16 protein-coding genes and 3 pseudogenes are annotated in these 19,996 nt (G+C 62.5%); 12 read left to right on the top strand and 7 right to left on the bottom strand.

Annotated features, from left to right (window positions below; genetic code table 11):
* Positions 1–60 precede the first annotated feature (60 nt).
* Positions 61–1,305 carry an NAD(P)/FAD-dependent oxidoreductase gene (locus BC1002_RS22545; RefSeq protein ID WP_013092300.1) on the top strand — a complete coding sequence of 415 codons (1,245 nt, stop codon included), beginning with the start codon at positions 61–63 and terminating at the stop codon, positions 1,303–1,305.
* Between the two features lie 284 nt (positions 1,306–1,589).
* Here BC1002_RS22545 and BC1002_RS39580 read toward each other — a convergent pair.
* Positions 1,590–2,002, bottom strand: a pseudogene (locus BC1002_RS39580) (winged helix-turn-helix transcriptional regulator).
* Positions 2,003–2,092: 90 nt separating this feature from the next.
* Between BC1002_RS39580 and BC1002_RS22535 the strand changes: the two are divergent.
* Both BC1002_RS22535 and BC1002_RS36580 read left to right on the top strand, forming a co-directional pair.
* Positions 2,093–3,046, top strand: a complete 954-nt coding sequence (locus BC1002_RS22535; protein WP_013092299.1) for an aromatic alcohol reductase — start codon at positions 2,093–2,095, stop codon at positions 3,044–3,046.
* 272 nt (positions 3,047–3,318) lie between these two features.
* A pseudogene (locus tag BC1002_RS36580) lies at positions 3,319–3,597 on the top strand (transposase); the annotation flags it as partial.
* A 38-nt stretch (positions 3,598–3,635) separates the two neighbouring features.
* Here BC1002_RS36580 and BC1002_RS22525 read toward each other — a convergent pair.
* Positions 3,636–4,397, bottom strand: a pseudogene (locus tag BC1002_RS22525) (IS3 family transposase); the annotation flags it as partial.
* A 209-nt stretch (positions 4,398–4,606) separates the two neighbouring features.
* Between BC1002_RS22525 and BC1002_RS39790 the strand changes: the two are divergent.
* Together BC1002_RS39790 and BC1002_RS22510 are read left to right on the top strand one after the other, a co-directional pair.
* A complete protein-coding gene (locus tag BC1002_RS39790) occupies positions 4,607–5,509 on the top strand; it encodes a TniQ family protein (RefSeq protein ID WP_013092297.1) in 903 nt (300 codons plus the stop codon).
* 421 nt (positions 5,510–5,930) lie between these two features.
* The gene (locus BC1002_RS22510; RefSeq protein WP_013092296.1) at positions 5,931–6,833 is read left to right on the top strand and encodes a glutamate/aspartate ABC transporter substrate-binding protein; all 903 of its coding nucleotides are present in this window, start codon (positions 5,931–5,933) and stop codon (positions 6,831–6,833) included.
* Between the two features lie 595 nt (positions 6,834–7,428).
* Here the strand turns inward: BC1002_RS22510 and BC1002_RS22500 are convergent.
* The 3 genes from BC1002_RS22500 to BC1002_RS22490 form a co-directional block, all read right to left on the bottom strand.
* A complete protein-coding gene (locus BC1002_RS22500) occupies positions 7,429–9,228 on the bottom strand; it encodes a chloride channel protein (protein ID WP_013092294.1) in 1,800 nt (599 codons plus the stop codon).
* A gap of 2 nt (positions 9,229–9,230) precedes the next feature.
* A complete protein-coding gene (locus BC1002_RS22495; protein ID WP_013092293.1) occupies positions 9,231–9,647 on the bottom strand; it encodes a MarR family winged helix-turn-helix transcriptional regulator in 417 nt (138 codons plus the stop codon).
* Between the two features lie 116 nt (positions 9,648–9,763).
* Complete coding sequence (locus BC1002_RS22490; RefSeq protein WP_013092292.1) at positions 9,764–10,930, bottom strand: HPP family protein; 1,167 nt, start codon at positions 10,928–10,930, stop codon at positions 9,764–9,766.
* Between the two features lie 299 nt (positions 10,931–11,229).
* Here BC1002_RS22490 and BC1002_RS22485 point away from each other — a divergent pair, with 299 nt between their 5' ends.
* The 5 genes from BC1002_RS22485 (at position 11,230) to BC1002_RS38490 (ending at position 14,624) form a co-directional block, all read left to right on the top strand.
* Positions 11,230–11,547 carry a DUF1840 domain-containing protein gene (locus BC1002_RS22485; RefSeq protein ID WP_013092291.1) on the top strand — a complete coding sequence of 106 codons (318 nt, stop codon included), beginning with the start codon at positions 11,230–11,232 and terminating at the stop codon, positions 11,545–11,547.
* Positions 11,548–11,679: 132 nt separating this feature from the next.
* Positions 11,680–11,907 carry a hypothetical protein gene (locus BC1002_RS22480; protein WP_238537950.1) on the top strand — a complete coding sequence of 76 codons (228 nt, stop codon included), beginning with the start codon at positions 11,680–11,682 and terminating at the stop codon, positions 11,905–11,907.
* Between the two features lie 125 nt (positions 11,908–12,032).
* On the top strand, positions 12,033–13,838 hold the full coding sequence (locus BC1002_RS22475; protein ID WP_013092289.1) for a chloride channel protein: 1,806 nt from the start codon (positions 12,033–12,035) through the stop codon (positions 13,836–13,838).
* 114 nt (positions 13,839–13,952) lie between these two features.
* Positions 13,953–14,450, top strand: coding sequence for a universal stress protein (locus tag BC1002_RS22470; protein ID WP_013092288.1), 498 nt, complete (start codon positions 13,953–13,955; stop codon positions 14,448–14,450).
* Positions 14,451–14,486: 36 nt separating this feature from the next.
* On the top strand, positions 14,487–14,624 hold the full coding sequence (locus BC1002_RS38490; RefSeq protein ID WP_013092287.1) for a hypothetical protein: 138 nt from the start codon (positions 14,487–14,489) through the stop codon (positions 14,622–14,624).
* A gap of 128 nt (positions 14,625–14,752) precedes the next feature.
* Here BC1002_RS38490 and BC1002_RS22465 read toward each other — a convergent pair whose 3' ends face one another.
* A complete protein-coding gene (locus tag BC1002_RS22465; protein WP_013092286.1) occupies positions 14,753–16,963 on the bottom strand; it encodes a TonB-dependent receptor in 2,211 nt (736 codons plus the stop codon).
* A gap of 314 nt (positions 16,964–17,277) precedes the next feature.
* On the opposite strand from BC1002_RS22465, the gene BC1002_RS22460 reads away from it, so the two are divergent.
* A complete protein-coding gene (locus BC1002_RS22460; protein WP_013092285.1) occupies positions 17,278–17,709 on the top strand; it encodes a response regulator in 432 nt (143 codons plus the stop codon).
* Positions 17,710–17,820: 111 nt separating this feature from the next.
* Here the strand turns inward: BC1002_RS22460 and BC1002_RS22455 are convergent, their stop codons facing one another.
* Positions 17,821–18,612, bottom strand: a complete 792-nt coding sequence (locus BC1002_RS22455; protein ID WP_013092284.1) for a DUF4410 domain-containing protein — start codon at positions 18,610–18,612, stop codon at positions 17,821–17,823.
* A gap of 824 nt (positions 18,613–19,436) precedes the next feature.
* Between BC1002_RS22455 and phaP the strand changes: the two genes are divergently transcribed.
* Positions 19,437–19,862 carry a phasin family protein gene (gene phaP / locus BC1002_RS22450; RefSeq protein WP_013092283.1) on the top strand — a complete coding sequence of 142 codons (426 nt, stop codon included), beginning with the start codon at positions 19,437–19,439 and terminating at the stop codon, positions 19,860–19,862.
* The last annotated feature ends 134 nt before the right edge of the window (positions 19,863–19,996 follow it).

Here is a 19,996-nt window from a genome sequence, read left to right as displayed (position 1 = left end):
CTTGCTGCGCAAAATGCGGCAGCCGGCGTCCAGTCCTGACAGAAAAAGCGAAGCGAGTTTATGGATTTCGATGTGATAGTGCTGGGCGCCGGGATTGTCGGCGTATCTTCCGCGCTGCAGTTGCAGGATCGCGGCCGCCGGGTGGCACTGGTGGACCGGCGCGCTCCGGGCGAAGAGACCAGCTTCGGCAACGCTGGTCTGCTTGAAAGGTCCTCGGTCGTTCCCTACGGTTTTCCGCGCGATTTCGGCACGTTGCTGCGCTATGTGAAGAATCGATCGACCGACCTGTATTGGGACTATCGGGCGTTGCCGCACTTTGCGAGCTGGCTGGCGCGCTTCTGGTGGGAATCGTCGCCCGAGCGGTTGATGGCCGCCGCGCGCGACATGTTGCCGTTGATCCAGCAAAGCGTTGCGGAACATGATCGACTCATCGAGCGCGCGCAACTCGGCCATCTCGTTCGCGACAGCGGCTGGATCGACGCCTATCGCACCCCAGCGGAATTTTCGCGGCAGGCGACGGCCGCCGCGATGACTGCGAGGACCTATGGTTTGCGGGTCGCGGTGCTCGATTCGGCGGCGCTGGCCGCGCGCGAGCCGGGCCTCGCGGACGGCTTTTGTGGCGCGATGCATTGGCAGGACCCGAAGAGCATTGTGAATCCCGGGGCACTGACCAAAGGTTATGCGGGTCTTTTCGAAGCAGGCGGCGGGACGGTGTTCACCGGCGACGCGACCACGCTAACGGCGCAAGAGGGCGCGTGGACGGTTCAGACATCGTCGGGCCGGATCAGCGCAAAAGAAGTCGTGGTGGCGCTCGGTTCATGGTCGGACCGCGTTTTCGCGCCGCTTGGTTACCGCATTCCTTTGCGCGCGAAGCGCGGTTATCACATGCACTACCGTCCCACTCGTCAGATGCTGTCGATGCCGTTCGTCGACGCGGAGCAGGGCTACGTGGTGGCACCGATGGAAGGACGCCTGCGGCTGACCACGGGGGTCGAGATCGCACAGCGTGACGCCAGGCCGACGGGCATCCAGCTCGAACGCGCGGAGCGCACCGCCCGGCCGAGCTTCGGTCTGGGTGAGCGACTCGACGCGAGTCCGTGGCTCGGCCTGCGTCCTTGCACGCCAGACATGCGTCCAGTCATTGGGCGCGCGCCGCGTCATCCCGGGTTGTGGTTTGCATTCGGTCACGCCCACCACGGCCTGACCCTGGGGCCCGTGACCGGGCGACTGCTGGCGGAGATGATGACCGGGACACCGACCTGTGCGGATGCGCGTCCGTTTCGCGCTGAACGGTTCCGTAGCTAACGCTGGGAGCGGCCGGCCCCAAAGATCCGGTGGGCGGCCTACGATCGACTTTTGTGGAGGTCGACGGGCCGCGCAAACGCTGGGGTTCCGACGCCCCACCTATGTCCGGCCACTTGCGGTCGTTCGATCGCGCGCTCGGGCGGACACTCGAACGTCATCGATCACGCCGACATCCGCCGGTAGCTGAAGTGGCACTTCCTGCGCGGCCGCCATCGGCCGCTCATCCAGAGGCTCCACTCCTATCCTGGCCAAGGCATTGGGCGATACAAATCAAAACCGGCAAGCTACGAGTTCGCGTCGCGGTGCCGTTTGTCGAAATTCTGCCTCGCTTCCCGGAAGCGGTCCGCATTCTCGACGATCCAGGTCCACAGCGGGACCATGCGAACGAGCAGCTCCATGCCCGTGTCCGACAGATCGTACTCGACTCTAGGGGGTGTCTCTTCGAAATCATGACGGAGCACCAAGCCGTCGCGCTCGAGCTGTCGTAAGGTGCGCGTCAACATACGTTGAGTAACCCGTGCATACGCCTGCCGATTTCTGCATGACGCAGTCTGCCGTAGACGCCAAGCGTGTGGACGACGCCGAGTGACCAACGGTTTCCGGCATGCGCGAGCAGTTCCCGCCGCAACCCATCATCATCGTCTCTCAGGCCGTCACATACGGTCTGCGAATATTTCAGAAGTTCGTCTCGATCCAACTACCTGCCTCCAGTATCACGCATGTGCCTTCTTTCATACACGTCTATGCATTGCTAGACTGCCGCAACCAATTCTAAGCAGGCTAGACGATGAACCAAACGGACCCTAATTCTACGTCCCAAAACGTTCTTGTACTCGGTGCCGGCGAACTCGGCCTCCCGGTGCTGCGCAATCTTGCGCGCCGCGCGAAGGACACTGGTGGCGTGAAGATCAGCGTGCTGCTGCGCGCAAGTGCCGTTGAGTCCAGTGCACCAGGCAAGCGACAAGATATCGCGGAGATTCGAGGTCTTGGGATCGAGATTGTCATAGGCGATCTTGTGAAGAGCTCCATCACCGAGCTTGCCGAAGTATTCGCGCGATATGACACGGTAATCGGTTGCGCGGGCTATGCAGCCGGAATCGACACGCCAATGAAGTTGGCGCGGGCGGCCTTGCAGGCGCGAATTCCGAGATATTTCCCATGGCAGTTCGGGGTCGATTTTGACGTGATCGGTCGCGGCAGTCCGCAGGACATCTTCGACGCACAGTTGGACGTGCGCGAATTGCTGCGCAGTCAGGACCAGACTGAGTGGGTCATCATTTCGACCGGTATGTTCATGAGCTACCTGTTCGAGCCGGACTTCGGTGTCGTTGACCTGCAAAACGACGCAATCCACGCCTTGGGCAGCCTCGGCACCGCTGTGACACTGACGACGCCCGATGATATAGGCGCGCTGACTGCCGCAATCGTGTTCGCCAAGCCCCGTATTCGGAACGAGATCGTGTATCTGGCCGGCGACACCGTGACTTACGGGGAGGTCGCCGACAAGCTGCAAGCGGCGCTCGGCCGCCCCTTCAGCCGTTCAGAGTGGAGCGAGCGGTATTTGCTGGATGAACTGGCGCGCGACCCGAACGATATGATGCGTAAGTATCGTGCGGCTTTTGCTCAAGGGCGGGGCGTCGCATGGGATAAGAGTGGGACGTTCAATCAACACCACGCCATTCCGGTCACCGACGTGGCATCGTGGATCAATGCAAACCTGAATTCGGGCCGCAGCGAGTAACCCTGAGTCCGACCATTCAGGCAAACGGCATCGACAACAGTTTCCCCGAACAGAAAGCCCGCCCCCAGCGATGGGTGCCGGTCCCCCGTACTGACTTCAACCGAATTAAGCTCGGCGAAGTCAGCGTGTGAAAGCAATGTCGCAGCCGGCGGAAATTACCCAAATGCGGCCACTCGACTTTCGGCCCGCCTCAGTGACCGGAGTGGGTCGAGCTTGTGTGAAAACATGCCGATCACCTAAACTGGATTGACTCATTCAGCATGGGTGACCGGATGAAGCGATTCATAGAAGGTGAAGATCGCAAGCAGGTGACGCTACTTCCAGAGTGCCTCGATGACTTCGTTGGAGAGGACAACCCGGTCAGGATAATCGAGGCTTTTGTTGAAGAGTTCGAGCTTGGATCGCTGGGTTTCGATGGAGCAATGCCGTCGACTACAGGCCGCCCGTCCTATCATCCGGCAGTTCTTTTGAAGATCTATATCTACGGCTACCCGAACCGGGTTCAGTCGAGCCGCCGTCTTGAGCGTGAATGTCAACGTAACGTTGAGTTGACCTTGCCCCCGTTTGACGAATCCCATAGCTGGGGGAATTATGCGGCTTCGCCTTGCTGAGCCGCGAACCAGTTCTTCTCGAAATTCATGGGGCTGACGTAGTCGAGTGTCGAGTGTAACCGGCGTTCATTGTAAAAGCCCAGCCAATCAATTACTTCATCCATTGCGGCACGCCGCGTGGCGAAGTGTCGTCCATGCATGCGTGCTACCTTCAGCGAACCCCACAGACTTTCGGTCGGCGCGTTATTCCAACAATCGCCGCGTCGGCTCATCGACGAGCGCATGCCATAAGCCTTCAACGTGTCCTGAAACAGGCCGCCGCAATACTGGCTGCCCCTGTCGCTATGCACGATTACGCCAGCCTCCGGGCGGCGCCGGAACCACGCCATGCGCAACGCGTCCGTGACCAGTTCAGCCTTCATGTGCGGCTGCATCGACCAGCCCACCACCTGTCGGCTGAACAGGTCGATGATGACCGCGAGGTACACCCAGCCCTCGGCTGTCGCGAGATAGGTGATATCGCTCGTCCAGACCTGGTTCGGTGCAGTTGCAGTGAAGTTGCGCTTCAGCAGATTGGGCGCCACCGGCAATTCGTGGTTCGAGTTTGTCGTCGCGATGTATTTGCGCTTGTGGCGGGCTCGGATGCCATGCTGAGCCATCAGCTTGCGAACGCGCTCCTTGCCCACCCGCACGCCGTGCGTGAGCAACTCCTTCCACATGCGAGGCCAGCCGTATTCGCCCTTGACCTGCATGTGAATCGCCTTGATGTGCGCGAGCAGTGCGTCGTCGCTCACGCGGCTTTGGTGCGGCTTGATATCAAGCTAAGCGTTCGGGAAGCGGCGTTGCACGCGATGGCTAGCGGCAGGCGCGTCATAACGATGGCAGATTTCGCGGATGCCTATGATAGGGGCATTACTTCGTCGGTGTCGCTAGTGCCGGGAGGACGCAATCCGTTCAAGATGACCAGTCGCGAAATCAAGTCGATCTATTACAAACAGAGGGGCGTCCTATGACAAGGACAGCGTTGCTAATTCGACCCATAACGATCCCGGACGAGTCCCCTAACGGCGTCCTGTTGAGGGCCGCCTTTTGCAATGGCTGGGACTCACCGACTTTTCTGATGCGAGCCTTCCGGCATGAATACCGGCGGAGCTACCTGACAGTCCCGGCAACTCTCCAACGGGTCTTCGATGACATGGGTATCGCCGCTGATGCATCTGTTGTCACGTTCAGTAGAGGTCGCGATTTTTTTCTCGGCGTGGGCAGGTCTCCTGCGTATCACCTATTGCGTACCGACGCCGCACCAGTGTGTCCTGCTTGCCTTCGCTCCCGTGACTACCTCCGTCGAAAATGGTCACACCGATTGATTTGTTCGTGTACGGAGCATATGGCGTCGCTGGTTTTTGTTTGCCCGGGTTGCAAAGTCATCCTGTCGTGGGATAGACGCGGTCCTTCGAAATGCCGTTGTGGTTTCGACCTGCGAGAGGCTGAAGCCGACGACGCCTCACCGTTTGCGTGCTCGATCGATGAGGCCTTTGAGCGGCGGGACCCGGAGATCGTGATAGCACCGCACGATGCATTTACTTGTGCCGAAGCAGCGGACTTTACTCAATCCTCGAAGGATGCTCTGTGGGCAACCCTCGCGGGCGCCCTCGCTTTTAATGACGAGCGAGCTGTCTACATGCTTGTCGAACTGTTGGACCGCAATCAGGCCATAGAGCCTTGTCGTCGCACGTTGGCTGGTTTTCTGAAGGACCATCATCAGTTCACTCGCACCCGAGCCCAGCAAGCGATGCGATTGTTTCTCAAAAAGCAAAATGCGAAAAGAGCTATCTCGTGTAGTCAGCGACGGACTGGATACGGCTGTTGCAAAGCGGTTCAGTCCAGTTTCTCCTTTCGCGGAGGCGGCTGACGCCCCACAAGGGGTGGCGCCGTGCCACTCCCAACTTGCAATTAATCAAAGCGATCGATTTCTCTTCGTCAATAGAGTCGTCGGTTGACTCGACTATGTGCGATCGATTTGATCCGCAGACATCGCGCCCAAGCACAATTTTGCTGTTGCTCCGGAAAATCTCATTTATATGTTTGAGGCGGTCGGAACAATCTCATTAAGGAGGACGGTAGATCTCAAGAATGCTGTCGCTTTTCTTTGTAAGTCATTGATTGTTCGTATTTTAATCTCAATTTTTGTGGCGTCTTGAGGCCGTCGCACGGCGTGTCGGCACTCGGTAGTTAACATATGTTGCAATTAATTTTTTAATGGCAACATATGTAGACGGCTGGCACAGCAGCCCGCCATCCATCAGGAACCTGCAGCACGATCGGAGATACCCATGAAAGTGACGAATTGGTCCGCTGTTGCCGTGCTCGTGGCGGCAACCTCGGTGAGTCCTGGCGCGTTCGCGCAGGACGCGACGTCCACGCTCGCGAAGATCCAGCAAAGCGGCGTGATCGCGATTGGCCATCGCGAGACCTCCGTGCCGTTTTCCTACGTCGATGCGAACAACGATGTGATCGGCTTTTCGCAGGACCTGTGCAACAAGATCATCGATGCGGTGAAGGCGAAGACGAAGCATCCGGACCTCAAGGTGCGCTTCATCCCGGTCACCTCGCAGAATCGCATCCCGCTCGTACAGAACGGCACGGTCGATCTCGAATGCGGCGTGACAACCAATCTCGCCGCGCGCCAGAGCCAGGTGACGTTCGGTGACACTTTCTTCGTCGCGACGACGCGTCTTCTGACGCGCAAGGACTCCGGCATCAAGGACTTCCCGGATCTCGCGGGCAAGACGGTCGTGACGAATCAGGGCACGACGTCCGAGCGCATCCTGCGCAAGATGAACGAAGACAAGAAGATGAACATGCAGATCATCAGCGCGAAGGATTACGGCGAAGGGCGCCTCACGCTCGAAAGCGGCCGCGCCGTCGCGTACATGATGGATGACGTGTTGCTGGCCGGCACGCGCACGCTGACCGCCAAGCCGTCGGACTGGATCATCACCGGTACGCCGCAATCGTCGGAAGCGTATGGCTTCATGTTGCGCCGCGACGATCCCGAGTTCAGAAAGCTCGTCGACGACACGCTCGAACAGGTGATGAAAGGACCCGAAATCCACACGATGTACGACCGTTGGTTCGTCAAGCCGGTGCCGCCGAAGAACATCAGCTTCGACTTTCCGATGAGCGATTCGCTGAAGCAGCTTTACGCGCAGCCGAACGACAAGGCGCTCGAATAACGGCTTTTGCCGCGATTGCGCGTAGGAACTGGTTTTTGTGTGGCGGTCTTTGCCTCTTTCCTCTATACCTGGCCATAGGGGGCGCGTTTCAGTTGAGCGTCGCCCATAGCGGGAACGGAGGTGCAAAGTGAAGAAGCCGATGGAAACTTCGCAGCGCGGACGGATTTTCCTCAGTGGAATCCTTCCTGCCGCGCTGGCGTTGGCAAGCGGCGTATTCATGGTGTCTGCCAACGCCGACGCGCCAACGCGCGCGATTACGATCGTATCGGGCACTTATGGCGGGAATTGCGGCGCGCCACGCGGCAACCTGACTCGCGAGCTAGAGCGTCATTGCAACGGAAGGGAAACTTGCGATTACCCGCTACCCGGTCTGCACAAAGGCGGCACGACGCTGGCATGCCCACGCGATTTCCACGCCGAATGGCATTGCGACCACGCGGACTTCCACACCGCGGCGCTGGGTCCTGGCGCGAAATCGGGTGACACGCTCGTGCTGGGTTGCGTCGAGTCTCGTGGCGCGGGCAAATAGCTGCCTGCGCGAATAAAAAGGTCGAGGCCCTTTCGGGACTCGGCCTTTGACTATTGCCGCGGTCTTTTAGCTGGTTTTACGAACCGGCGCGAAGCGCCGCTTGACGAGCGACGGCCCGATACGACGGAACCGCTCCCGTTTGTGTTCCTCTTCGAAGTGAGCGAGCGACGGCTTGACCAAGTCGCTGCGCGACACGATTCCGATCAGACGCATGCTGTTGCTATCGGCGACCACCGGCAGGCGTTCGAGCCCCAGCACGGCGAGCCGCGTCGCCACGAGGCGGCAGGTTTCGGATGACAAGGCAAACGCGGTGTTGTGCTGCGCGAACACGTCGGCGAGGGTCATCGCGCGCTTGCGCTCCGGGTCCTCGGCGCAGAAGCGTTCGAGCGACAGGCGGTCGGCCACGCCGATCACGGCGCCGTCGCGCACCACCGGAAACGCGCGGCGCAGCTGGTTCGCGCCGAATAGCGTCTGCAGCGTTGCGCCGACCGTCGTGGCGGCATCGACCGATTCGACCGAGGCGGTCATCACTTCGTCGACATAGTGGCGCTCGAGCGGATCGACGCCGTACTCGCGATAGATGTGATAACCGCGTCGCGCGATTTTCTCGGTCATGATGGAGCGCCGCATCACCACCGTGGAGAAGCCGTGCGCGATCAGCGTTGCTGTCAGCAGAGGCAGCAGCGCATTGGCGTCGTGCGTGAGGCCGAACGCGAACACGATGGCCGTCAGTGGCGCGCCGAGCGTGGCGCCAAGCGTCGCCGCCATGCAGACGAGTGGCCACAGCGCCGGCTCGCTGCCCGGCAGCCAGTGCGCGAGCACCGTGCCGAGTCCGGCGCCGAGCATCAGCAGCGGTGCGAGCACTCCGCCGGACGTGCCCGAGCCGAGCGCGATGACCCACATTACCGCCTTCACGGTGAGCAGCAAAAGCGCGACCTGCACCGCAATATGCTGATGCAGCAGATCGCCGATCACGTCATAACCGACGCCGAGCGCGCGCGGTTCGAGCCAGCCGCCAATACCGACGACGATACCGCCGAGCGCGGGCCACCACATCCAGTGGATCGGCAACTTGCGGAACAGGTCTTCTACCGTGTAGAGCGCGGCGGACAGGCCGGACGCCAGCGCGCCGGACAACACGCCCGCGACCGCGCACGACAGCAGCGACCAGCCATCGGGCGCGGCGGTCTGCAGCGGAAACAGCGGACCTGTACCGAAGAAAATCGCGCGGGCGAAGCCGGCGACCGCGCAGGCCACCGCGACCGCCAGGAAGCTGCGCGGGCGCCATTCGAACAGCAGCAGTTCGACCGCGAGCAGCACGGCTGCGAGCGGCGTGCCGAACACAGCGGTCATGCCGGCCGCGGCGCCGGCCACGAGCAGCGTCTTACGTTCCGCCGACGTGACCTTCACGCACTGCGCGATCAGCGAGCCGAGCGCGCCGCCGGTCATGATGATCGGCCCTTCCGCGCCGAACGGCCCGCCGCTGCCGATCACGATGCCTGACGACAACGGCTTGAGCACGGCCACTTTCGGCGACATCCTGCTCTTGCCGAAGAGGATCGCTTCGATCGCCTCGGGAATGCCATGGCCACGAATCTTTTCTGAGCCGAAGCGCGCCATCAGTCCGACGATCAAGCCGCCGATCACCGGCACGCCGATTACCCAGATGCCGAGCGTATTGGTGGCGGGCGAGCGGTCGACGAACGACAGCGTGCCGAAGAAAAACAGGTTGGTGAACAGGCGAATGAGGTTCAGCAGAACAAAAGCGGCAAACGTACTGACGAGGCCGATGCACGCGGCGAGCGCGAAAATGCCGGGCAGCCGTGCATTCGCCGCGAAGTCGCGTTTGTGGGAATCCATGCTCATGGTTAGTCAAGGTCGATCTGAGGAATCCGGAAGGAGCCTTCGAGCGATCTCAATTCGGCGCGATGCAGTTCAGCGAGCCGCTCGAGTACCCGTTCTCCCGCTTTTTCGATGTGTACTTCAACCTGGCGGCGATCGGTCTGGCTGACCTGGCGGCGCACTAGACTCAGTGCCTCGCAGCGCGATACCAGTGCGACGACGCCGTGATGTTGCGCCTGCAGACGTTCCGCGAGTTCACCGACGGTCGCCCAGTCGCGCTCGGGATAGCCCTTGATATGCAGCAACAACAGGTATTGCAACGGCGTGATGCCCTCGTTCTGCGCGGCTTGCTCCGAGAAGCGCTCGAAGCGCCGCATCTGGTAGCGAAACTCCGACAACTGCTCGAAATCGCTCTTGACGAGCTTGCGAGTCCGTACTTTCATGAGATATCCGCCGATGTGAAGAAACGTAAAAATATATCACATCATGACGTATTTAGGTGGATTGCGGCCGTGGCAACGGCATCGCGCGGCAAGTCTCCTTGCTTTTTTACTGAAAATCAGGCCGCCTTGCGGGCTTGGGTGGCGGTTTGCCGATACAGGCCGGAGATCAGGTCCACCTGCGTGATCATGCCGACCACGCGCCCCACGCGATCGAGCACCGGTACGTGGTGATGGCCGTAGTTCGCGAACATCGGCACGAGCTCCGTGATCGGATCTGAGGCCGCGACGGTGCACACTTCGGTGGTCATCAAGCTGCCGACGTTCGACGTGCGAAGCGCATCGCCGCGCAGCCAGCCGTCGAAGTAGTTCAGGATAGGACCGAGCGCGCCGAAGCTCTTTCTGTCGACGAAATCGGCGCGCGTGACGATGCCGAGCAGCTTTTGCTTCACATCGACGACCGGCAGCGCCTTCACGTTGTGGCGCCTGAACAGCTCCCATGCGGCGGCGGCGCGCGTGCCAGGCGACACCGACACGACATGGCGCGACATCACGTCTTCGCAGCGCAGTTCGTCGAAGCTGCGCGAGAAAGCCTGCAGCTGCGTTTCGCGCAGCAGCGAATAGAGGTCGTCGGTGCCGATGTCGAGCATTTCGTCACGGCGGCGAAGCACGGCTTTGACGTCGTCGCGGGTGAAGCCGACACGCGCGGCTTCGTCGGCGGCCTGGTTCGGCGTCGCGCGGTCCTGGCGTCCCGCATGCGGGTAGCGGTGACCGGTTGCCGCGTGATAGACGAGCGCCGCGAACAGCAGCGCGGCCGACTGGATTGCGATCGGTTCGAGCACGAAGCGGTAGCCGAGCGCATGAATGACCGGGCCGCCCAGTACCGCGGTCAACGCGACCGCGCCCGACGGCGGGTGCACGCAGCGCAACGCGAACATGCCGGAAATCGACAGCGCCACCGCGAGGGCGGCCGCGAGCGTTGGATCACCGATCAGCATCGCGCAGGTCACGCCGACCGTCGCGGACACGAGGTTGCCGCCGATGATCGACCACGGCTGCGCGAGCGGACTCGCGGGCACCGCGAACAGCAGCACGGCGGAGGCGCCCATCGGGGCGACCAGCAGCGGAATGTTGGCGGCGGGACCGAGCAGCAGATACATCAGACCGCCGGTGAACGCGATGCCGAGCAGCGCGCCGAGGCACGAACGCGCGCGCTCGTGCCATTTCACGGTGACCGGTGCGGGGAGAAAGCTGGCGAGCCAGCCGAGAGCAGGAGAGCGGGACAAGATAGGAGCGGAAAGTAGTCGATGATGCCGGGCCCGACATTACCGGGGAAACCCTGGCAACGCGAATACAGTCTGGTCATGATTATATTTCAATATGATATAAAAAGTTCTCCACCCCCGCGCGCGGCTCGAAATCAGTCGCATATCGCAGACAGTCGACAGCGCGCACGACGTCCTTCAGCCTGGCCCTTAATCACCGATGCGCACGTGTTTTTTATCATGTCGTGATATAAAATGATGGCAGACGCGATCGGGCGCGTTCGTTGGCCGTTGCCTGATAGACCGATAAGGGAGCCATCATGATGATCACATTTCAATCGACGGCGTCGCCGGATGTCGTCATGCTCAGGGATCTCGCGCAGTATCTGCTGGGCCTGATCGGCAAGCGACTCGGCGAGCGGGGCGTCATCAGCCACGACGAGCTGGTGCACGCGATCGATCGTCTCGAAGCCGCCATTACCGAAGACGCGGCCGCGGAAACGACCCTCGAAGCATTGCACTGTTCAACGAATAATCAACGCGAGTCGCGCAACCGGCTGTCGCAGCGCGCGTGGCCGTTTCTGGACATGATGCGTGCGGCGCGCGACTCGGACGCGGACATCATCTGGGGGCTGTAGTTCGTCGAGGGAATCGCGATGAAACGACTTGCGTCGCGTCGACGCTTCGCAATCCTCCTTAGTACGGTTTGCGCCGTTCCGCTTGCCTATGGGTTCCCACCTGCAGCGGAAATTGGCCCATACCAGCTGCCGATGCGAGCTCCATGTGCCGCGTCGCGCGACACCGGGGTGCGAAGCAGCGTGATCGGCGTGTATGGCGGCACCGTTGTCGACCAGTTGTCCAGTGGAGCGGTGGTGCTCGTCAAATGGCCGAACGGTTCGCCGCACGAGGCATGGACCGGTAGGTCGCATCACCATGGTTTGCCCGTCGATCCCGCGGCAAACGCTGCTCATGTTTTCTTTCTGTGGCCGGAGTCGTAGCGCGGCGTTCCCGACCGCGGCGCCGAGCGCCCGCGTCGGTTTCAGGTACGGCTAATGCGTGCGCGATGCTGTTACGACGGCACACCAGTTCCCTATCTATCTCGATCCGACCACGAGGAGCGGCAGTGCAGACCAATGCATCAAAAGGCGACTTCGCCACCGATACCCGGCTTCTGCGAATCACGGTGATTGCCGCCGTGGTCGGCTTGTTGAGCACCTTCGCCGCGGACTTCCTGCTGCACCTGATCCGCTTTTTCACCAACCTGTTCTTCTTTCAGACCCTATCTATCGCGGACCGCTCGCCGCGCAGTCATACGCTAGGGCTGTGGGTGATCGTCGTGCCTGTGGTCGGCGGTCTGATCGTCGGGCTCATGGCGCGCTTCGGATCGGAGCAGATTCGCGGGCACGGGATTCCCGAAGCGATCGAGGCGATCCTGTTCGGCAAGAGCAAAATGTCGCCGAAGGTCGCCGTGCTGAAGCCATTGGCGTCGGCGATCGCGATCGGCAGCGGCGGACCGTTCGGCGCAGAAGGGCCGATCATCATGACGGGCGGCGCGCTCGGGTCGTTGATCGCACAGTTCTTCCATCTGTCGAGCAGCGAGCGCAAAACGCTGCTGGTGGCGGGCGCGGTCGCCGGCATGACCGCGGTATTCGGCACGCCCGTCGCCGCCGTGTTGCTCGCGGTCGAGTTGCTGCTGTTCGAATTGCGGCCGCGTAGTCTGCTGCCGGTTGCGGTGTCGTGCGCGGTGGCGGGTTTTTCGCGGCCGCTCTTTCTGGCCAGCGGCCCGTTGTTCCCGCTGCAGACCTTGTCGCTCGGCGCGCTCGGACTCGCATCGTGCGCGCTCGCGGGGCTGATCGCCGGCGCGCTGTCGTGGGGATTGTCGACGTTGCTCTACAAGGTCGAGGATGCGTTCGCGCGGCTGCCGTTTCACTGGATGTGGTGGCCCGCGCTCGGCGGCATCGCGGTCGGCATCGGCGGCTATTTTCAGCCGCGCACGCTGGGTGTCGGTTATGACGTGATCGGCGATCTATTGATGCATCACCTCGCCGTGAAAGTCGTGCTGGCAATCGTGCTGGTCAAGGCGGTGATCTGGGTGATCGCATTGGCCTCGGGAACGTCCGGCGGTGTGCTCGCGCCATTGCTGATGATGGGCGCAGGTGTCGGCGCGGTGCTCGGTCCGGCGATGCCTGGCGGCGACCCCGCGGTCTGGCCGCTGGTGTTCATGGCGGCGGCGCTCGGCGGCATGATGCGCGCGCCGATCATGGCCGTCGTGTTCGCGTTCGAACTGACGCACGACGCGAATGCGTTGCTGCCGCTGTTGACCGCCGCCGCGGTGTCGTACGGCTTCACGGTGCTGTTCATGCGCCGCTCGATTCTGACGGAGAAGATCGCGCGACGCGGATATCACATCTATCGCGAGTACGGCATCGATCCGCTCGAACGTCATCACGTGGATGAGGTGATGACGCGCACGGTGAAGACGATCGATGCGAGCGTCAGCGTCGCTGGCGCGCTCGCGCAATACTTCGGCTCGACGCAGATTCATCGCGCGTACCCGGTGGTGCAGGCGGGGCGGCTCGTCGGCATGGCGGATCGGCAGATGCTGAGCGCGGCGCTAGACGAGGGTCGCGCGACGGCGACGGTCGGCGAACTGTGCGCGAGTGATGCGAACTTCGCGAACGAGCGGCTCGACATCGCGTTGCCGGAAGAGACCTGCCGGCATGTCGCCGCGCGTCTGGCCGCGCGTTCGCTCGATCGCGTGCCGGTCGTTGCCGATACCTCGAGCCATCGGCTGATCGGCATCGTGTCGCGCCACGATCTCGTCAAACCCTCGCTGTCGATCTTCAACGAGGAACGCGAACGGGAACGGTTCCGCCGCATTTCGCTATTCCAGGGTCGGGATTCGGTGGCCACCGAACCTCGCGAATAGTGCCTGTTTAACGGCGTTTCTGTAGGTATTTGCATGCATTGGCGTCGCGCGGTATATGTCACGAACTGACATATAATTAATCGATGACTTGCCGCGCGGCGCAAGGAGGTTCTCATGTCGAGCTTCAGGCGCATTCTTCTCTGTTACGACGGAACACGCGAAGGACAACATGCGTTGAAGGACGGTGCCGCTCTCGCGCAAGACCTGAACGCGGAAGTCCACCTGCTGTCCGTCCTCAACAATACGGCGTGGATGCAAGGCGCGGACATCACGTCCGCGGTGCCGGTCGATTTCATCAACGAATCGGCCAAAGCGCTGCTCAACGAGGGCTTGCAGAAACTCGCCGCACGCGGAATTCGCGCGACCGGTCATCTCGCGATCGGCGAACCGCTCGATGAGATTCCGTTTTTCGCTAACGATCTGAAGGCCGATCTGGTCGTCGTCGGTCATCGTCGCAGTCACGGACTCGCGCGATGGTGGGGTGGCCGGCACGACGGGCTGCTGCTCGATCGTGTGACGTGCAGTGTGCTGGTGACGATGGGCGCGGCGGCCGATGCGCCGGCCGCCGTCGCAGGCACGGGCGAGACCGAGCGGTCCGCCGAACATTCATGAGCGTTGTGTTGTGTTGCGTTGGCACGGAGGCACACCATGAAAGTCGTCGACGAACAGTTCAATCATCCCCAGCCCGTCAAGCACAGCGATAACGAAAAGAGCAAGCTGCCGCAGCGCGCCGCCGATGCGCAGCGGCCGAAGAAGAAACCCGAAGGCGAGCCGCCGGTCGAGTGACGCGGGGCGGCGCAACGCCGTTCAATTCGCGCGTAAATACTAAAACGCTGCCAGGCCCGAAGGCCTGGCAGCGTTTTAGTCATGCGGGAGAGTCGCCCTGCACAGGCGACCGACATCGCGTCAGACGATCAGAAGTCGGTGCTGACCGACAACAGGAACGTACGCGGCGCACCCTGGGTCAGGTACGTCGTCGCGCCGTAGGCCGACACGGCTGACCAGTAAGCCTTGTTCGTCACGTTCTGCACGGTCGCGCGCAATGTCGTCCTCTTGCCGTAGATGGACGTCTCATAACGCGCGCCCAGGTCGAAGCGGTTCCACGACGGGATCGACAGCGTGTTGGCCGCATTCGCTTCCTGCGCGCCGGTATGGATCCAGCGCGCGTTGACCGCGAGTCCCGGCACCATCGGAATGTCGTAATCGGCGCCCAGGTTGAACAGGAAGGTCGGCACGCCCACCGGACGGTTGCCGTTGAAGGTTCCGCCTTGCGTGTTCTCGAGCGTCGCGTCCATCAGCGAAGCGCCGGCCAGCAGACGCAGGCCCTTGAGCGGCTCGCCGTGCACTTCGGCTTCGAGGCCGCGATGGCGTTCGTTGCCGTTCAGGCCATAGATATGCGTGGCCGGGTCGGTGAATGCCGACGGCTGTTCGATCTGGAAAGCGGCAAACGACGCACCGAGTCTTGCGGTGTCGTACTTGACACCCACTTCCCACTGTTTCGTGCGCACCGGCGCCAGTTGCTGACCGTAGTTCAGCGTGCCAGCCGGCGCGATGCTGCCCGCGGCCAGCGCTTCGCTGCGGTTCGCGAAGATTGAGATGTTCTGCGTCGGGCGCAGAACGAGGCCGAACAGTGGCGTCGTGATGCCGTCGCTGTAGTTGCCGCTGCCAATGCCGGTGTTGTCGTAATTGGCCGTCGCGATCTGCTGGCGACGCGCGCCGACCGTGAACAGCACCCGGTCATGCAGGAAGCCGAGCGTGTCGGACGCGGACACGCTGCGGATCACCGTGGTGGCCGTCATGCCCGGATCGGCCAGGTTGCCGCCTGACATCGTCGTGGGCGGGAAGGGCGTTTGCACCGTGTTGTACAGCGAGACTGGGCCCATGAAGGCGTAGGTCCACGCGGAGCTGGTGTTCTGGCTCGTAATGGCGCCGCCCACCGCGACCATGTGCGACACCGGACCGGTGTCGAAGCGGCCGCGCACGCCGACTTCGGCGGAGGTCGAGTTCTGGTTGAACGGCACGCCCAGACGCGCGCCGGTGACGCCGGCCGACGAATAGGTCGGGTTGTAGTATTCGCCCTGTTCGACCGTGCGACGCACGCCGCCGGTCGCATAAGCGGTCCAGCCGGGCAGGAAGTCGTATTCGGCCTTCAGGATGCCGACCGTGTCTTCGAGGTTCGTATACGACCAGTTCTGGCCGTAGTTGTAGGTCGCCGGCGGCACGGCGGGAATCGCGTCGGTGAAGTAGACGACCGGGCGGCCGTCGCTGACGTGCTCGCGCTGATACAGGAAGTCGCCGGACAGCCGCAGCTTTTCGCCGCGCCAGTCGAGCGCGATAGCCGTGGTGTTGTCGCGGCGATGTTCGCCGTCGATGCTCGTCTCACCGTCGCGATTCGCCTGGTTCACGCGAATCCCGAACTGGCCTACGCTGCCGAAGCGTCGGCCGACGTCGACGTGCGCGCCGAACTCGCCGGAGCCGCTGGTTGCGAGCGTCACGTTGGTCGTGGGCGTGTCCTCGGCCCTTTTGAGCTGCACGTTCACGCCGCCGCCGATCGCCGAACCCGTTGGCGAAGCGCCGTTCAGGAACGCGTTGGCGCCCTTGAACACGTCGACCCGCTCGAGCGCAGCGGTCGAGACCAACTGGCGCGGCGTCACACCGTACAGACCGTTGATCGAGATATCGTCGGCATTCAACTGGAAGCCGCGAATCACGAACACTTCCGAGAAGTTGCCGTAGCCGTAAGCGGTCCGCACCGACGGGTCGTTTTCGACCACGTCCGACAGCGTGCGCGCCTGCTGATCCTTGATCAGCCTGGCCGTGTAGGTCGTCATGCTGAACGGCATGTCGATGTTGCGCTGCTTGCCGAGCACGCCGTAGTCGGCGCCGCGCGCGACCTGGCCGCCCGCGTATGTCGGCGACAGATCGCCGGGGAGTTCCTCGACGGCGGCCGCCTGAACCTTGATGGCAGGAAGCGTGCCGTCGGCGGCGGGGGCAGTGTCGGTGGATTGAGCGAGCGCGCAGGCCGGGACACTAAAAGCGACGGCGATGGCGGCGAGGATGGTAGCGCGATGCAGATTGTCTTGTGCAGGCGTGGCCTGCGGGCGATTCCAGCGTGAAACGGACATGAATTGGAAAGTAGGCGTGGTCGTCGATCTTCCGTACCGGGGCGCTAGTTGGAATCCGGGCGGCATTTTTCTTGGTTGCACGCGCGGACGAACCCATTTATGCAAGCGGTCCGCGCGAGGAACGAAAGGTTCGGCCGGATTATAGTGCAAATGCGAATCATTCCCATTGCGGAAATGCAACGATTTACAGAACAGATGGCAAAAGTGGGTGCTTTTGATGGCGTCGGGCCGCCGTGATGGGCGGGTTTGACGGCGCCGCAAGGGCGGTACAGCGTTTGCTACCCGCCCAAAGGTTTAATCGCAGGCCGCCATACATGTCACGAAATTCGACTACCTGCCAGAGATGGAGCGCCCGAGAGGTCCAGATATTGCACGACGTGCCGCGCGTGCTCGTCGTCGACGACAACGAGAGCGCCGCCGAAGCGCTTGCCACCTGGCTTTCCTACGAGGGCGTCGAGGCACGCGCCGCGACCGGCTGTTCGGCGGCGCTGCACTGCGTGCGCAACTGGGTTCCCGACGTCGTCGTTCTCGACATCATGATGCCGGAGCGCGACGGCTATGAAACGGCGAGCGCGCTGCGCCGCTATCTGCCGACGCACAGCCTCGGCATCGTCGCGTTCACGTCGCTGGACGAAGGTCACGTGAGGGAAACCGGCCGCGAGCGCCACAATTTCGACGGCTATTGCCAGAAAGGTACGGCGCCAGCCGCCCTGCTCGCACTGTTGCGAGGGTTGTGGCGCGGATGACGACGGGGCTCGCGCCGACAAAAAAACGCGGCGGCGTGGACATCGATCCACACCGCCGCGTTTGTCATCCGCGCTTTTCAGTCGGGCGGGCAACCCGCCGCGCTCGACCGCTCAGCTCTTCCGCGCGGCCGGCATCCACCCGGCTTCGACGCCGAACTGGGCGATCTGTTTCGCCACCGCATCGGCGAGGCGCTTGGCATCGTCCGACACGCCCGCGCGCTTCGTTTCAGTCACGCCGTGCAGGCCCGCGCCGGCCGCTGCCGCGGTCGCGACGGTGCCGGCCGCCGCGCCGACCCCCGCGGTTTCGACCATGCCAGGCATCTTGCCGCTGTCCGCGTTGGCCGTGAAGCTCTGCACGACGCGCGGCGCGCCCACAGCGGGTTGGTAGACGATCTGAACCGCGCTGCTCACTTCGCTCTTGCCCGCGCCGAGGCCGATCAGCGTGCGGCGGCGGCGATTGCCGGCGTCGATCGTCTCGAAGCTGCCTTGCACGAGCAGCACGTTCTGGCCGGGGGGCACCGGCGCGTCGGTGCGCACCGCGTGCAGACCCATCGCCTGTAGCTGATGGACGATCTCGTCGGCGACCTGCTCGCGCACCTGGGCGGCATCGGCAACCTGCTTCTGCGCGTCCGACGAACCCGACATCTGTGTCTTCAGTTTCTGCAGCAGGCCGCTGTTATCGAGCTTGACCTGCTGCGGATCGGCATCGAACGTGTACACGTAGATCGTGTCCGGATGCATCGTCGACTGCGTGCCTGCGTCGGCCGTCGCGGACGTGCTCGTCGCGCTCAGATTCGTGACGCTGGCGCCGGCGCAGCCGCTCAACAGCGCGCTGCCGCACACGAGTGCCATGCAGGTGAAACGGGCGGCGTTCTTTTTGATGAAGTTCACTGAAGTCAACATGATGGTCCTGTCGTCGGCACGCGGTGCCAGTGGGTTCGAGTCCATCGCCGATGATCGGGCAACCGTGGGATCGTCGATCATCGGCGAAGGGATTCGCACGTGAAGCCTTTCGATCTCATGCGTCTGTGATTCGTCACGCACCGGCAGCGAACGAAGTATGGGCGAGCGGCCCGCCGAACTCCATTCAACAATTATTTCGAGCGATGTCACGGCGACATCAGGACGCGCAGCGCAGGCGCGCGCGGCGAAGCGCGACACGAAACGGCGGAAGAGCAAAACGAAGAAGAGAGAGGGCGCGGACGTCGAGCTGCCGATCAGTTCAAAGCGAGTTTGACGATGCAGCACAGCACGAACACGAGCAGGGCGGCGGCAATGGCCATGTCCATCGGATAGCGCATTCCTTCACCCTGTCCTGACGTTGCGGAGCTCCTATCGTAATGACCTGACGGAAGATGAAAAGCACCAGTGAAGCGCCAATGTGGGACAGGCCACGGAGTCCCGCAAAGCCGCGCGCAGCGGGGCTGCGGGAGCGCTTCCACCGATTGGCGAGACGCGAAGCACCGATCGCTCGATTGCGCTCGCATGCCGAAGCGCGCGTCACGAACTTCGACCCGACGCACGTCACCGCGCACGAATGTCCGTCAGGGTGAGCGCCGCTGGCGCAACGCAGCCGGATAGCGCATGATTGCTGCGATGTGCCGTGCGACCCTCAAAAGCACCTCGCCGTGGCAGCACGCGCGGCACACGCAGCCGCCGGCATCGGCGTCGCGCCTGGTCCGGGCGGCGCAGAGGCGATGAGTCTTCAACCGAAAGGAGGATTTCGCATGGACCGACCCGATGCAGCCAATCCGTTTGGCGATCTGACCAAAATGCTGGAGCAGTTCAAGCTCCCCGGCTTCGACGTGCCCGCCATCATGGAAGCGCGCCGCAAGGACATGGAAGCGCTGGTTCAGGCGAATCAGACAGCATTCCAGGGGATGCAGTCGCTCGCGCAGAAACAGGCCGAGATGCTGCGCAGCACGCTGGGCGAACTGCAGGCGCTGACCGCGCAGCTCACCGCAGCCGGCACCGCGCCGTCGAGCAAAACCGCGGAGCTGATCCAGCAGAGCCTGCACAAATCGCTCGCCGATATGCAGCAGCTCGCGCAAGCCGCGTATCAGACGCAGGCGGAGTCGTATGCGGTGATCGCGAAACGCGTAGAGGAGAATGTGCAGGAACTGAAGTCGCTGCTTCAGCAGCAGAAGAAGTAGCGCACGCCGCGAGTTCGGAACGATCTATGTCGCGGAGGGCCGCCAAGCCCTCCGCGATTTTTTTTGCCCGTCGGATTTGGGTGTCGCAAGCCTCGTGTAGTCGGAGCAATGCACACTCCGCTCGCGGGTTATTC

Origin of the sequence: Paraburkholderia atlantica (genome assembly GCF_000092885.1) — a bacterium.
Taxonomy (GTDB): domain Bacteria; phylum Pseudomonadota; class Gammaproteobacteria; order Burkholderiales; family Burkholderiaceae; genus Paraburkholderia; species Paraburkholderia atlantica.
This window is presented reverse-complemented; position numbering and strand designations above follow the sequence as displayed.